The sequence below is a fragment of the Methanocorpusculum labreanum Z genome, from assembly GCF_000015765.1.
Taxonomy (GTDB): Archaea; Halobacteriota; Methanomicrobia; order Methanomicrobiales; family Methanocorpusculaceae; genus Methanocorpusculum; species Methanocorpusculum labreanum.
In genome coordinates this window covers 1,308,169-1,321,943 of sequence record NC_008942.1, presented here as the reverse complement: position 1 = coordinate 1,321,943, position 13,775 = coordinate 1,308,169, and the positions used below count along the sequence as shown (strand labels likewise).

The window sequence follows — 13,775 nt, the reverse complement described above, 5'->3', positions numbered from 1 at the left end:
GCCGGGGTAATTGCCCTGCAGAATTTCGCGTTACTCGATCTCGATCGGTATCCCGGCGTCCGTTACGACTTTTGGGAGGGTGATCTCTACGATGCCGTTTTTGAACGAGGCTTTTGCTCCGTCGGAAATAACCTCTGCCGGGAGGTGGATGATTCTCTCTCCCGACCCGGCTCTGCGTTCACGTAAATGATAGACGCCCGAGGCATCCGTCTTCGAAACCTCACGGTCATACGTTGTTTTGATCTGAAGGGATGTTTCGTTCAGAAGTTTTACTGAAACATCCTGTTTTTCAATTCCCGGGAGATCGCAGGTAATGATGATCTCGGTTGGAGTCTCGCACAGATCGATGTGGAAATCTCCGGTGATTCTCGGGACGGCATTTTTTGCAATTGTTTTCAAGCTTTCTGAGCGCGATGCAAGATTCTCGGCACGTTCCTCCATCTCGGAGAAGAGCGTGTCGAGTTCAGAACCAAGTGTTCCAAAGCTGAATGGGCAGAATCGAATTGACATTGTATATACCTTCTGTAATTTCATCATCTAATGTGATTTACTAATAGTAAGTCACAATTGCATATATATTTTCCTCACTTTAAAATACGTGTCGGAAGAGAAGACGTTTATGATAATACATCTCCATATTATAGCTAAATGGCAGTACAGACGAAGTCAAAATCTGAGGATAAAGGTCCGAAGAAAAAAATAAATTGGATGCAGGTCGGTGTTATCGGCTTTTGCGTTCTGTTGGTATTCATGTGCATTGTATCATTCAGCGGCCTCCCGAATGCTCTCGGCAATCTCATCAATGGCGATGGAATTTCTGAAACAGGTAAAGTCGTTGCAGGAAATCCCGTTTATGTGAATTACACATTGAACGTCAACAATTCCGCAGTTTTCGAGAATGTCATGGGATTTCAGGCAGGAACTGAAGTGAACCAATCTCTATACGTAAACGTTGAAGGATACGAGTACCCCTTTGTGATCTATGCATCAGAGTTTAATCAGATATCGGCAGGAGTAATTGGTCTTGTTCCTGGAGAAAGCACAACTGTCGCCGGTTCCGGCTCCAATCTGGCATACCAGTTAACCAAGGAAGAAACCGAGACTGCGGGTCTGGTATTTGATGATATGAAAGTTGACGACAGGGTCTTTATTACTGTTCCCTATACAAATGAAGACGGTGAAGAAGCATCAGCATATCGTGTATGTGTTGTCACTGCGAAAACCGATGACGGTCTGACTTTGCAGTACGGCTCTGACACAATCGATATAAAAATGGTTGGTTACTTAACAACCAGCTAAAAATACAATTATTTTTGATTTTACTTTTTTTTCAGCTCTTCAAGTTCGGCACGGATCTTTTCCAGTTCAAGGATCTGTTCCCGGTGGTAAGCGAGGATCATGTCGCTGATGAGGCCGATCATAAATGTGAGAATGCCGGTCACAATCAGGAGCATGGTCAGAATCGTCATCGGCAGATGTTCGATCCCCTTAAACCAATCCACCAGAACATAAATGCCGGTAATGAAGCCTGCTAGGCCCAGAAGTACTCCAAGAACGCTGAAATGGAACAAGGGATTATTCATCTTCCCGTATCTGTTTATGGCCCTGATGATTTTGTATCCGTCACGGAAAGGATTCAGTTTCGTGGGGGATCCCGGCCGCTTCTTATAATATGTTTCGACAACCTCGAATCTGAGGTTGTGATGCACAACGGCCGAACTGATCTCCGTCTCGATTTCAAATCCTGTCTCGGAAAGATTCATCTTATCGATGGATTCTCTGGTGAACGCCCGATACCCTGACAGGATATCCGTCATATAGACCCCGTGCGCCCATTTGAAATACTTGTTCATGACAGTGTTTCCAAGGCGATTCAAACGGGTGAGTGCTCCGTGCTCATAACTGCCGAGCCGGTCCCCGATCACATGGTCGGCTCTTCCCGATACAAGCGGTTCGAGCATTGCATCGGCGTATTCCGGAGGGTTGGTTCCGTCTCCGTCCAGCATAAGGATGTAGGGTTCGGTGATCTGTTTGAATGCTTCGATCATCGCAGCTCCTTTTCCTTTGCCGTTTTGCATAAGGATCCTGGCACCGAGTCCCGATGCAATTTCCGGCGTCCCGTCGGTGGAGTGCCCGTCAACTATCAGGATATTCCGGTAACCAAGACTCTGCAGCTCCTTGATGACCGGTCCGATCGTTGCTTTCTCGTTGAGTGTCGGGATCAGTACACAGACGTCGTCTTTATTCATTATTAGTTACTTGTTCTGGAGCTGCCAGAGCATTCTGCCCTGGATGCCGAAGTATTTGGAGTAGCCGATAGCATCCCGCTGATCGATGGTCGTTGAATCAAAGGACACCATGTCCATAGAGTAGATCGCATTCGGTGAAGCTCTGCCCATGATGTGAAGGCCTCCTTTATAGAGTTGAACATCTACCGTTCCGGTGACGCGTTCCTGCGTTTTGTTGATGAACGCATTCAGGTCGTGGTAGAGCGGTTCGTGGATAAGTCCCATATAGGCGAGTTCTGCCCACTGATCATCGACCATGTTCTTGAACTTCAGCTCCGCCCGGGAAAGGACCAGTTTTTCCAGATCTTTGTGAGCTGCAATCAGAACGGTTGCCGCGGGGTGTTCGTAATTTTCTCTGGCTTTCAGACCAAGCACACGGTCTTCGACCATATCGTTTCTGCCGACGCTGTGTTTTCCGGCAAGTTTGTTGAGCGTGACGATCAGCTCAACGCCGCTCATCTTTTTGCCGTTAAGGGATACCGGCACACCGTTTTCAAATCCGATCGTGACGATTTCCGGTTCGTTCGGCGTGTCTTTGAGAGCTGCAGTCCAGTGATAGATCTCTTCGGGGGGGTGGTAGTCCGGCTCTTCAAGGCGGCCGCCTTCGATGCTGCGTGACCAGATGTTCTCATCAACACTCCACGGCGTGGATTTCTTGACTGGGATTGGGACGTTGTTCTGTTCTGCGTAATCGATTTCCCATTCACGGGTCATATTGTGTTCACGCATGGGGGCTACAATGTCGAATCCGTGCATGCGGAAGATGTAATCGAATCGAAGCTGATCGTTTCCTTTGCCGGTACATCCATGTCCGATAGCCGCTGCATTTTCCTTTTTTGCAATCTTTACGATCTCTTCTGCGATGATCGGGCGGGCGAGGGATGTGCCCATCGGATATCCTTCGTAAAGCGCATTTGCCTTGATTGCCGGGAAGACATGATTTTTGACGAATGCATCCTTAAGATCAAGGGTATAGTGCTTGTCGGCGATGAGGTTTCCTTTATCGGTCGCCATCTTGACTTCGCTTTCGGGCTGACCAACGTCTGCCGCAACCGTGACCACACGATCGTATCCGTACATGTTCTTTAAGATTGGAACACAGATTGAGGTGTCGAGACCTCCGGAAAAGGCGAGGACAACAGTGCCTTTCCCTGTTTTCTCATTTGTATCTGTCATGTGAATCTCCGATAAATACTGAATAGTATTTGTATGCGCGAGATATTCAATACTGTGGCTTAGGGTGTTCTTTCATTTGTGGTTTGTAAAATAAATCTCCTGTTAACTTGGTTTGATTAAAAATAAGATTCACTTCCCTCTCTTGGCGACTTGAGCATAGAGATTAGCTTTTGCATCAATTCTTAGATACATTTGTTTTCTAATGTGGAAATATGTATTAACAATAAATTGAATAGTCATTTATAGTATTACTAATTTAAATTTATGTGTGAAAATACAGTCTCCCCCTCCTTCTCTACACAACAACAGGAGAGCTGTTATTTAGCTTGTTGATGTCCCATTACGGAGGGGCTCTGTGAATCTGCAAAAAAAAGAATTCAAACTAAAAACGCTCCTGATCATACTTACCCCGATTGTTCTGGTCAGCATGCTGCTTGCTGTCGGTCTTGGACCGGTAAGCGTTAGTCCTGCAACAACAATCAATGTTATTTTCAGTCAGTTTCCCATTCTGCAAAATCTGGTCAGCGGCAACTACACGCAGCTTGATTACAATATTGTTTGGGGGCTTCGTCTCCCAAGGGTACTTCTTGGTTTTATCGTTGGAGCTTCGCTCGCTGTTTGCGGGGTTGCTATGCAGGCACTTGTCCGCAATAAATTAGCAGACCCCTTCGTTCTCGGTGTCTCTTCCGGTGCTTGCGCCTCAGCCACATTATTTATGGTCACTGGAACATTTGCCTTTCTTGGGACCTACGCACTTTCATTCAACGCATTTTTAGGCGCTGCCGCATCAATTATCCTTGTTTATTGGCTTTCCCGTGTAAAGGGGCGCATCAACATTCCTACACTCCTTCTTTCTGGTGTTGCTATTGCCATGATTTTGGATGCCGTAACAAAAACCATTGCTCTCAGCGCGCCGAATGCACTTGCCGTACACAATCTTGATTTCTGGATGACTGGGTCATTAGCTGGTGCAAAATGGGGTTATCTCACTCTTCCCCTTGTAATGATGCTTCTATGTCTGTTCTACCTCGTCATCCACTACCGTACCTTGAACCTTCTTCTTCTCGGGGATAATACTGCTGGCACGCTTGGTGTAAATGTTGGACGAACACAAAAAATGCTGGTTCTTATCTCCTCCCTTCTAGCCGGTGTCACGATTGCCGTCAGTGGTTCAATTGGATTTGTCGGATTGATGATCCCTCACATCAGCAGGATGCTTGTGGGAAGCGATCACAAAAAAGTCCTACCGTTATGTGTACTCCTTGGCGGATTCCTTGTTGTATGGACGGATGTAGCCGCCCGCCTCCTTCTCGCTCCCGAAGAACTGCCGGTAGGAATACTTACGGCAATTATCGGTGGTCCCTGTTTTATAGCACTGCTTAAAAGTAAAGCAGGAAGGGCAATATGATGACCAATAAATTAGAGGTACAACATTTGTCATATGCCTATTATGATGAGGATGTTATCTCTGACATTGATCTGTATGTTGGAGAAAACGAGTTTGTTGGTCTTGTTGGTCCAAATGGATGTGGAAAATCGACCATTCTAAAAAACATTTATGGCAGCCTGCATACGAATCGCGGGAGGATTTTATTGGATGATGAACCAATCTCCCGCATGAATGCAAAACAAATCGCTCGGAAAATGGCAGTTGTTGGTCAGGAAAATGAGTTCGACTTTGATTTCAGTGTGAATGAAATGGTGGCAATGGGTCGGTCCCCGCACAAAAAACTGTTCGATCCCGATACCAAAGAAGATGCAGATATCATTATGGAGGCGCTTCAGCGGGTAGGCATGTTGTCCATGATTGATAGGAAATATTCTACCCTTTCCGGAGGGGAGAAACAGCGTGTTCTCATTGCCCGGGCCATTGCCCAGAAGACGGATTTTTTCATATTGGATGAACCAACCAATCATCTGGACATCAGTTTTCAGCTACAGGTTTGTGAAATTGTTCGAGGTCTTGGTGTTACGGTTCTAACAGCAATGCATGATCTGAATCTGGCAGCTCTCTTTTGTGACCGGATTTATGTTATCAAAGAACATGCCGTGTATCGTTTTGGTACTGCTGAAGAGATCCTTACTCCTCAACTTATCAAAGAGGTGTTTGGGGTAACAGCCGATGTCAAAATTCATCCCGTTACAAAAAAACCAAATATCATTTTTATTCCGGATCTATCCTGAATGGCGGGTATGTGTTTTGTCCAATGGTATTATTAATATTATAATTAATAATATCTAGTAAAAATATAAATCTAATTAGTAATCATATATTGTGTTGTAAAATATTGGTTGGTGTGAAAAACTATGAAAAAATTATTTCTATTTACAGTCGCCCTTCTATTATTGGCGGTTATATTTAGCGCAGGTTGTGTTGGAAGTAATAATCAGGATACCGGTAAAAGTGATTATACCCCGGTTACTGTGGAAAATTTTGGCAGAACCATTACGATTACCGAAAAACCGACCTCCGTTGCGGTCGCGGGACCAAACTGCGCAGAGGTGTTTGTAGCGTTGGGTTTGAGCGACATCGTTGTCGGCAAGTCCTGTGATAATCACTGCCTCGGTCCTCTGCCGGAATATGCAGCTGGATACAACAGTATGCCCGAATTGACCCATGGCTATCCAACTCTCGAAGCGGTTGTAACGAGCGGGTGTGATTTCCTGTATGCGATTGACTGGGTGTTTGAAGGTGACTTCACTGTAGAAGCTCTTGAGCAGTATGGAATCACCGTATATGTCTGTGAAGCAACAGATTATGAGGGTGTTTGGAAGGAAATAAGGGAACTTGGTGAAATTTTCGAAGTTCAAGATGCTGCAGAAGCCTATATTGCTTCAGAAAAAGCAAGAATTGCTGCAGTTGAAAAAACTGTTTCTGGTCAGGACACGCTGAAAGTATTTATTTATGATTCAGATACCGGAAGCGGTGTTTATACTGCCGGTGCGCCAAATATTGAAACAAAGTTTATTGAAACCGCCGGTGGTGTGAATATCTTTGATGATTTGGACAAAGCATGGGTCGGCGTTTCGTATGAAGAAATACTTGCAAGGAACCCTGATGTTATCATCATTCACGATTATGAAGAGGCAACCTATGAAGAAAATGTTGAGGCTCTCATGCATGATCCAATTTTGTCTCAACTTGATGCAGTGAAGAATAAACGCTTTGTTCGTCTTTCTCTTGAATCTGCTCTGCCTGGTTCCCGAACCGCATATTCGATCGAAGTAATTGCAAAAGGGATGTATCCGGAATTATTCTAAGATGCGGGTTCTATCCTAATCCTCTTTTTTTGTTTCCGTATTTTGGTGATAATTGTTATGCGGGCATCATCTCATCTCCCGATCGATAATTCCTGCAGAAATGATGATGCAGAATTCTATTCTTTTATCTGCTCTTTGCAGAATACATAAAATGAGGTTGTTTCACTACTAGATAGCAGTTGTATTCCTCTATCTATGTAGAAGAGATATATACTTCACCTTAATATCATCACGAAGCTGATAAAATATGAGACATTAAGGGTTGAGGCTCGACAAAGGTGTGAGGTCTGAACACTACCTCCCCGCATTCAGGGTTATGCATCGTCTTCACCGTTTTCAAATCCATGATCCAAACCAGTAGTCTCCAACAATACTTTCTGATGATCCTTGCGAGTACTGCCGTGTTTCTGGATTATCTGGATACGAGCATCGTTTCGATAGCTTTACCGACGATCTCTGCCGATCTCGGCATTGGGTCGCTGACTGCTTCATGGGTGATGACGTCGTATCTTCTTGCTCTTGGGAGTACACTTCTTCTCTTCGGGAAACTTGCCGACAGGACCGGACGCGACAGGGAGATCTTCATTGCCGGATTCGTTTTATTTACAGTCTCTTCATTTCTCTGCGGCGTGTCTGCGAATATCGAAGTCCTGATCGGATTTCGGGTCATTCAGGGGATTGCCGCCGGGATGATGGTATCTACGGCGACCATGCTGATCACAACACGCCTGCCATCCGGGATACGGGGGATGGGAATGGGGGTTATTGCGACCGCCGGCGGTATTGCGCTGGCGCTTGGCCCCGGCCTCGGCGGGTTGGTTACCGAGTTCATCAGCTGGCACTGGATCTTTTTCATTAATGTACCGATAGGAGTTGCCGCTGTTATCCTCGCAGTATTTCTGATCCCGGGATCGGAGATCCACTCGGTGGCAAAACAGCCGTTCGATTGTTTTGGAGCTCTCCTTTTGGCTTTGACGCTTGTATCTTTACTCATGGGTCTTGAGCTTGTTTTGTCGGATGGATGGACTCTTTGGGTAATTGTGCTCTTTCTCATTGTCCCGATTTTCGGGTATGTTTTTTTCCGGCGGGAACTGCGGCATCCGGATCCAGTTCTTTCAGCCAAACTTTTTTTAAACCGTACAGTGATGTGGGCATCTCTTTCGACGTTACTGGTCACTCTTGTCTATCTGGGAATCGTTTACCTGATACCCTTTTATTTGACGGGTTCAATTCAGATGTCTGTCGCCGCGGCAGGACTCGTAATGCTTCTTGCCCCAGTTTCGATGGCTCTCATCGGAATTCCGGCTGGTGCTTTGTCGGAAAAGATTGGGTGCATGCGTCTATGCAATCTCGCAGCGGTTTTGATGGCAGGGGGTCTTGTGTTCCTTGTGTTCAGTGTTGTGCTCTCCTTTCTGCCTTTGCTTTTTGTCGGACTGCTGCTTCTTGGTCTTGGGATGGGACTGAATGAAGGGCCGAGCATGCAGCGGATAACTCTCCACTGTCCCCGCGAACTTCAGGGGTCTTCGGGCGGTCTGATATTTACGGTAATGAACATCGGGTGTATTCTTGGAGTGGCTGTGTTTTCTGCGGCTGCCTCACTTGGATCGGGTGGCAGTGATATATATACTGATCAGGGTGTTATTGCTGCCTGCATTGCGGGAATAATCGCCGCTGTTTGTGCCTATCTCTCTTCGCGTCTTGCACGCGATCAAATCCTTTGTTAATCTTTTTTTTTATAAAATATTCCCCTAACTGCGATATTTCTTGGCATAAACTCCCATTATACATACCTTTATCATGTCTGGGAGAAATCAATAAATTATACCTTTTGGAGAAAAAAATGTCCGAACTCTACAAAAAAATGATTGACGAGGCAATGGCTGCACAGCATGCCGACGTCAGCGTTCTCAAAGCGAGACGTGGAAAGCATTTCACGCTCAAGGATGCCCGCCCCTATGTTGAGGCGGTGGAAAAGATGACTGTTGGTCCAAAACAGAGCGCCGCGGTCATTAATCTGCACAAAGAATCCGTGAAAACGCACTTCAATGTTCTCTCGGGCTTGACCCGTCACGTCAAACCGGAAGACGATCCCTTTGTCGAACATTATCAGACACCCGTCATTTTGGAAATTCTCCGTGATCAGGATCCAAAGTTTGCAAAGAGTCTGGAGATCTTTGCCGACTCGATCAAAACCCACGAGGCAATCATCGGGAAGGAAGCTGCACGCTGTTATGCAGGGTTCTACGGACCAACTTGTGTCGTCGACTTTGCTTTGATGCCGGGTTCAACCAGCAATGTCGTCAACCAGGTGCTCACGAAAACCGACATCCCGGTCGCTCACAAACAGGCGATTCTCGCTGCCAAATCCTGGGGTATGAACACCTCGTACGGTATCGGCGATCTGTTTGCAAAACGTATGGAAGCAGGTGATTCCCTTGCCGAAGCCTCGAGAAAGGAGGTTCGTCAGCTTCAGGACCTCTACCGCAATCCGGTAGAAGCACAGGCCAAGCTCATGCAGAAAGCGGGTATGAAATCCTTCTCCGCCAGGAGATATATGGAGAACTACCGCAAAGGTATGGAAAAGGCGGTCAAGGCTGCGGTTGATGACGGGGTCCATTATGGAAACATCGCCACGATCCCTGCATACTGTGTAGGGGATGTATCCCACCACATTTCCCAGTCCACCTACAACATGTGCAAGGATGATGTGATCATGGCAACGATCGAGGCCGTAACTAATGTTATTGAAAAAACGCTTCTTGCCGCCGTTCCAAGCATTAAGACCCCGTATCAGCTGTTGAATGTCGCAACCGGCGCCTCGGCCGCGGCGACCGAGTATCTTCTGGAACTCGATGCATTCAATGCTCCGATGATCGTTGATCTTCTGACGAAGAGATACCACAACCTTGTGATGATCAAACCGACCAGAGGAGCTGCTGCAGAACTGCACAACTGCGATTTCATGGATATGATCTACCGCGGCTGGAAGATCCTTGACAAAGCCGAGAGAGTGAAGAACGGATCGGGCCAGCCGCTTGTTCCGAAGATCGACGGCATTCCAATCGATCTCTCACCCATCCACGAGAATGAGATCCTGATGAATCCCCAGCGCTATGCATACCCCGCATGTGCCATCACCGTTCGTGCCTCCGCCCTTATGCGGCTTGCCGACTATCCGTGTCTCCTGACCAGCGAACCGATCACCGCAACCATGATGACAAACATCATTGCACTCGACAAAAAGACCGTTGCCGCGCCGGTACGTGCCTGTAAGAGCTGTGCAACTGCGTGTCTTGTCGGTTCACGCCACCAGTATTGCCAGTACCGAGAGGCTGTCTAAATGAAATGTTACGTATGTGAGCAGGAGGGGGTTGACCGGGACGCAACCGGTGTCTGTATCGTATGCGGCATGGGTCTCTGCACGAAACATATGGTTCGTTCGGATGTAGAGACTTGGGAGGGGGGATATCCCTTCCCTGCAAAGAAACTGAAGCATCCGATCCCCCGGATACTTTGTCCTGAATGCAGTAAAGCCTGGAACGGAGAGAAATAATGGATCTCGCAAGACGGTGTTTTGCGGAATTAATCGGGACGATGATCCTTGTGTTCATCGGGTGTGGCTCCGTCGTGATCATGCTGATGCTTGCGGCAGGCACGACCCCGTCGACCTCATTCGACATAGGGATAGGTGCCCTTGGCGGAATGGGTGACTGGTTCGGCATCAGTGCGGCCTTCGGTCTTGCCGTAGCGGCAGTAATCTATGCTCTAGGCACGGTGTCTGGAGCCCACATCAATCCGGCAGTCAGCATCGCGCTTTGTTCGATTCGGAAATTCCCAGTAAAAGATACGATCGCATACGTGATTGCCCAGTGTATCGGAGCAGGAATTGGAGCAGCTTTGCTGTTTTTCATCATCGGCCCCGAATCCCTTAGCGTTGGCGGGCTCGGTGCGACCGCTCCTTTCCCGGGGATCTCTCTCTGGCAGGCTCTTCTGGCCGAAATCGTCGGCACCTTCATCTTAATGCTCGTCATTATGGGTGTTGCTGTTGACAAGAAAGCTCCCGCAGGATTTGCCGGACTTGCGATCGGCGCCGCCGTTACTGCCGTCATCCTTGCCACAGGGAATATCTCCGGCGGTTCGATCAATCCGGCTCGATCATTCGGTCCGGATATTATGAGACTGATACTTTCAGGTTCTGATGCCCTTTGGACAACATACCCGATCTATGTGGTCGGACCGATCGTCGGTGCCGTACTCGCTGCGTTCTTCTATGTTTTCGTAGCGGGAAAACGGGAGTGATCCGATCACTTATTTTTTTAAATTATTTCAGTGCCTGGCACAGTGTGAAAAAAAAGTTATGACCGTTCGCCGTAGACTCTCTTGATCTCGTGCGCCTCGGCTGATTTGTCTTTTCTGGTAATGACGTTTCCTTTCCGGAGTTTGATTCTCGTCACGCGGAACTGTTTGCCGCCGACCGATGTGATCTGACCGATCGTATATGCTTTGTTTCCGTCGACATTCTCATAGAGAGGAATCGTCACGGCACCTTTGTTCAGTGATGCACGGATGATGACCTGATCAACAAGTCTGGTCCAGAGCACTTCGATCTTTTCTGCTGGAAGTTTCTGTCTGCGAGCATTATTTTCTTCGATCGAGGTGACCTCTACGCTGAACGAATCGTCCCCGACTTCGGCAACCAGATAATCGCCTACAGTGATGATGTCTCCTTCCAGAAGTTCGATCGAACCGGTGTGTGAATCGTTTCCATAACTGACGACTGCTTTCACGGTCAAAACCTTCGGTTCTTTCAAGGTGACCCGCATAACATGTCCGCAGACGGTACATTTTACCACTGCTTCCGGCGGCTCTTTGAGGATCTCAAAATCCGTCTCCTCTAGGCAGACCGGACAGTCGAGTAATATCATATCGTTATCCATATCTCACATATTGCATTTTCAAGGAGATAAGCACACCCTCCAAACGAAACGGCAACCCTGTTTTCCCTCATGCAAATAGTATATCAAATCAAACCGACAACACGTAATCAAAGGCATGTCAGTTACCGAAATCATCCATTGTCGCGGACATAAAAATGTTTTAGGACGTCACAAAAGTACGTTCGAGATCACCAAAGAAACCGATCTTTCGCCAAACGGAGACTGTATAATTGCTGTCGGGGCTGACAAAGGGGCTATGGATTTATCCCCGGAGTTTCGAAAGGCAATTTCTCAGGAAACTGCTGTTCTTCGAACCACTCTTACCTGCGGGGAACATTCGGTAACCATCCTCTCGCAAGGGTCGGCCGGCATTACGCTTACCCATCCAACGGATCTTGTCTGGAGAAGAAGCTGTTTTGTTTGTCCCAGAACAATCGCCGTGTACAGTGATCACACCGCAGCTCTTCTTCCCCGGGAACTGATGGCTGCTTTAAAAAATGGAGCCGAACTGGTGGTTACTCTGATTGTTGAGGAACCTCAGTAATCGTCAGCTCGGCTTTCTGGAGAAATGTTTCGCATTTCTGGATAAGTGCCATACCCCGCTGGTGGAGGTTCACTGCCTCTTCGATAGGGGTGTTTGGATCGTCAAGCTTTTTTGCGATCTCGCGCAGTTCTGCAATCATTTCTTCGTAGGTTGGTTCGGATTCTTTTTTGGTCATTTGATACTCTCCACAATCGAGGTGATCTCTCCATCGGCAAGTTTCAGACTCAGCCGATCGTCTTTGGCAATATTTTTCACGGAACGGACAAGTGTCCCTTCTTTCCACACAAGAGCGTATCCGCGTTCAAGCGGTTTGTAGGGGTCGCGTCCGAGAATGATCTCTTTTTGAGCAAGCAGGACAAGTCGTGCGGTGGTGATTTTGTTTTTCACGCCTTTTTGAATCATCACCGACCATGCACTGCATGCCTCGTGCTCAACAGACAGTCTGCGAAGGCACGCCCTTCTGATCCGCTCTTCAAGTTCAGCCGTCTGCTGATGCATGAGTTCCAGTTTTCTGGTCAGACGGTTCGGTTCGACTCTGATTTTCAGGTCGGCAACGTGTTTCTGTTCAACTGAGAGAAGCCAGCTCATTCTGTCGTGAATGGACCGCCGATCCTTTTCAAGTTTTTCAAGAAGAACGGACCGGTCCGGAACTACCGTCTCGGCAGCTGCAGACGGGGTCGGAACTCTCCGGTCTGCAGCAAAATCCGAAAGGGTCGTGTCGGTTTCATGGCCGACCGCGCTGATGATCGGAACGGTCGAGTTCCGGATCGCGGTGACGACATCGGGATGATTGAAGACGAACAGATCTTCAAAACTTCCTCCCCCGCGGGCAATAATAATCACATCGGCTTTATCCTGCAGAGACCGGATCGCAGCTACGATCCCTACTTCAGCCCCGTCTCCCTGGACGGATGTTCCGGCTAAAAGGATCGGAAGTGGATATCTTCGGCTGATCACATTTTTGATATCCTGCAAAACGGATCCCGTCTTCGAGGTAACGACGCCGATGTTTCGCGGGAAAAGTGGCGGGTCGCGCATTTCCGCCTGCGGTCTGGGGATAATTCCTTTTGCCTCAAGCTCTTTTCGCCACTGCTCTTTCAAAAGATAAAGACCAGCTTTTCCGGAAACTGCCGGCTCCATTTTTTTTATGATGAACTGCAGTCTTCCCCCTGCCGGGTAAAAATCGACAAGACCTGTTGCCTGAACGAGCAGTCCGTCTTTTACGGAAAACGGGAGATTTTTTACCGAGTATTTCCACATCACGCAGGAAATTGAGGCGGGGTTATCCCCCTGTTCCGTAAGAGAGAAATACAGATGTCCCGACGCATTTGGACGATATCCGGTGATCTCTCCTCTGACGATGATGTCCGTAAGAAGCGGGCAGTCGACGACTTCTCTGATCCGTTTTGCAAGTTCGGACACGCTGAGCGTGGTGTCTGAAACGCCGAGTGTTGAGTTTTCCGTAATCGGGGCAAGAAGCGAGGATTTGGACTCTTCGTTATCAAATGCCAGAGTCTTCTGCTGCGCTGTTCGCTTCTTTCCTGCCATATACCATACATTTAGTTGCTG

15 protein-coding genes are annotated in these 13,775 nt (G+C 47.7%); 9 read left to right on the top strand and 6 right to left on the bottom strand.

Translation table 11 applies throughout. From position 1 onward, the window contains the following. Positions 1-30: 30 nt before the first annotated feature. The gene (locus tag MLAB_RS06845) at positions 31-510 is read right to left on the bottom strand and encodes an Hsp20/alpha crystallin family protein (protein ID WP_011833666.1); all 480 of its coding nucleotides are present in this window, start codon (positions 508-510) and stop codon (positions 31-33) included. Positions 511-648: 138 nt separating this feature from the next. Between MLAB_RS06845 and MLAB_RS06840 the strand changes: the two genes are divergently transcribed. Beyond that, positions 649-1,299 (top strand): hypothetical protein, encoded by a 651-nt coding sequence (locus MLAB_RS06840; protein WP_011833665.1) that lies wholly within the window; start codon positions 649-651, stop codon positions 1,297-1,299. A 20-nt stretch (positions 1,300-1,319) separates the two neighbouring features. Here the strand turns inward: MLAB_RS06840 and aglJ are convergent, their stop codons facing one another. Both aglJ and MLAB_RS06830 read right to left on the bottom strand, forming a co-directional pair. Then, on the bottom strand, positions 1,320-2,249 hold the full coding sequence (gene aglJ / locus MLAB_RS06835) for an S-layer glycoprotein N-glycosyltransferase AglJ (RefSeq protein ID WP_011833664.1): 930 nt from the start codon (positions 2,247-2,249) through the stop codon (positions 1,320-1,322). Between the two features lie 6 nt (positions 2,250-2,255). Beyond that, positions 2,256-3,464, bottom strand: coding sequence for an argininosuccinate synthase (locus MLAB_RS06830; RefSeq protein ID WP_011833663.1), 1,209 nt, complete (start codon positions 3,462-3,464; stop codon positions 2,256-2,258). Positions 3,465-3,891: 427 nt separating this feature from the next. Between MLAB_RS06830 and MLAB_RS06825 the strand changes: the two genes are divergently transcribed. The 7 genes from MLAB_RS06825 (at position 3,892) to MLAB_RS06795 (ending at position 11,024) form a co-directional block, all read left to right on the top strand. After that, entirely contained in the window at positions 3,892-4,872 is a 981-nt protein-coding gene (locus MLAB_RS06825; protein WP_143702790.1) for a FecCD family ABC transporter permease, read from the top strand. After that, positions 4,869-5,648: an ABC transporter ATP-binding protein gene (locus MLAB_RS06820; protein ID WP_011833661.1), complete on the top strand. Its 780-nt coding sequence runs from the start codon at positions 4,869-4,871 to the stop codon at positions 5,646-5,648. Before MLAB_RS06825 ends, MLAB_RS06820 begins: the two co-directional genes overlap by 4 nt. A gap of 123 nt (positions 5,649-5,771) precedes the next feature. Then, on the top strand, positions 5,772-6,725 hold the full coding sequence (locus MLAB_RS06815) for an ABC transporter substrate-binding protein (protein ID WP_011833660.1): 954 nt from the start codon (positions 5,772-5,774) through the stop codon (positions 6,723-6,725). A gap of 344 nt (positions 6,726-7,069) precedes the next feature. Beyond that, complete coding sequence (locus MLAB_RS06810; protein WP_011833659.1) at positions 7,070-8,449, top strand: DHA2 family efflux MFS transporter permease subunit; 1,380 nt, start codon at positions 7,070-7,072, stop codon at positions 8,447-8,449. 116 nt (positions 8,450-8,565) lie between these two features. Further along, positions 8,566-10,065 carry a DUF2193 domain-containing protein gene (locus MLAB_RS06805; RefSeq protein ID WP_011833658.1) on the top strand — a complete coding sequence of 500 codons (1,500 nt, stop codon included), beginning with the start codon at positions 8,566-8,568 and terminating at the stop codon, positions 10,063-10,065. Next, entirely contained in the window at positions 10,066-10,278 is a 213-nt protein-coding gene (locus MLAB_RS06800) for a DUF2180 family protein (protein WP_011833657.1), read from the top strand. Continuing rightward, entirely contained in the window at positions 10,278-11,024 is a 747-nt protein-coding gene (locus tag MLAB_RS06795; RefSeq protein ID WP_011833656.1) for an MIP/aquaporin family protein, read from the top strand. The genes MLAB_RS06800 and MLAB_RS06795 overlap by 1 nt, the downstream gene beginning before the upstream one ends. A gap of 56 nt (positions 11,025-11,080) precedes the next feature. On the opposite strand, the gene MLAB_RS06790 is transcribed toward MLAB_RS06795, so the two are convergent. Then, positions 11,081-11,662: an HVO_0476 family zinc finger protein gene (locus MLAB_RS06790; RefSeq protein ID WP_011833655.1), complete on the bottom strand. Its 582-nt coding sequence runs from the start codon at positions 11,660-11,662 to the stop codon at positions 11,081-11,083. 115 nt (positions 11,663-11,777) lie between these two features. Here MLAB_RS06790 and MLAB_RS06785 point away from each other — a divergent pair, with 115 nt between their 5' ends. Then, a complete protein-coding gene (locus MLAB_RS06785) occupies positions 11,778-12,206 on the top strand; it encodes a DUF371 domain-containing protein (RefSeq protein ID WP_011833654.1) in 429 nt (142 codons plus the stop codon). Here the strand turns inward: MLAB_RS06785 and xseB are convergent. Both xseB and xseA read right to left on the bottom strand, forming a co-directional pair. Next, positions 12,178-12,381, bottom strand: coding sequence for an exodeoxyribonuclease VII small subunit (gene xseB, locus MLAB_RS06780; protein WP_011833653.1), 204 nt, complete (start codon positions 12,379-12,381; stop codon positions 12,178-12,180). The two genes, MLAB_RS06785 and xseB, sit on opposite strands and share 29 nt — an antisense overlap. Beyond that, positions 12,378-13,754 carry an exodeoxyribonuclease VII large subunit gene (gene xseA / locus MLAB_RS06775; RefSeq protein ID WP_011833652.1) on the bottom strand — a complete coding sequence of 459 codons (1,377 nt, stop codon included), beginning with the start codon at positions 13,752-13,754 and terminating at the stop codon, positions 12,378-12,380. The genes xseB and xseA overlap by 4 nt, the downstream gene beginning before the upstream one ends. Between the last annotated feature and the right edge of the window lie 21 nt (positions 13,755-13,775).

Coding starts and splice junctions, on each gene's coding strand:
- MLAB_RS06845 (WP_011833666.1), bottom strand. CDS start 510: ATGTCAATTCGATTCTGCCCATTCAGCTTTGGAACACTTGGTTCTGAA.
- MLAB_RS06840 (WP_011833665.1), top strand. CDS start 649: ATGGCAGTACAGACGAAGTCAAAATCTGAGGATAAAGGTCCGAAGAAA.
- aglJ (WP_011833664.1), bottom strand. CDS start 2,249: ATGAATAAAGACGACGTCTGTGTACTGATCCCGACACTCAACGAGAAA.
- MLAB_RS06830 (WP_011833663.1), bottom strand. CDS start 3,464: ATGACAGATACAAATGAGAAAACAGGGAAAGGCACTGTTGTCCTCGCC.
- MLAB_RS06825 (WP_143702790.1), top strand. CDS start 3,892: ATGCTGCTTGCTGTCGGTCTTGGACCGGTAAGCGTTAGTCCTGCAACA.
- MLAB_RS06820 (WP_011833661.1), top strand. CDS start 4,869: ATGATGACCAATAAATTAGAGGTACAACATTTGTCATATGCCTATTAT.
- MLAB_RS06815 (WP_011833660.1), top strand. CDS start 5,772: ATGAAAAAATTATTTCTATTTACAGTCGCCCTTCTATTATTGGCGGTT.
- MLAB_RS06810 (WP_011833659.1), top strand. CDS start 7,070: ATGATCCAAACCAGTAGTCTCCAACAATACTTTCTGATGATCCTTGCG.
- MLAB_RS06805 (WP_011833658.1), top strand. CDS start 8,566: ATGTCCGAACTCTACAAAAAAATGATTGACGAGGCAATGGCTGCACAG.
- MLAB_RS06800 (WP_011833657.1), top strand. CDS start 10,066: ATGAAATGTTACGTATGTGAGCAGGAGGGGGTTGACCGGGACGCAACC.
- MLAB_RS06795 (WP_011833656.1), top strand. CDS start 10,278: ATGGATCTCGCAAGACGGTGTTTTGCGGAATTAATCGGGACGATGATC.
- MLAB_RS06790 (WP_011833655.1), bottom strand. CDS start 11,662: ATGGATAACGATATGATATTACTCGACTGTCCGGTCTGCCTAGAGGAG.
- MLAB_RS06785 (WP_011833654.1), top strand. CDS start 11,778: ATGTCAGTTACCGAAATCATCCATTGTCGCGGACATAAAAATGTTTTA.
- xseB (WP_011833653.1), bottom strand. CDS start 12,381: ATGACCAAAAAAGAATCCGAACCAACCTACGAAGAAATGATTGCAGAA.
- xseA (WP_011833652.1), bottom strand. CDS start 13,754: ATGGCAGGAAAGAAGCGAACAGCGCAGCAGAAGACTCTGGCATTTGAT.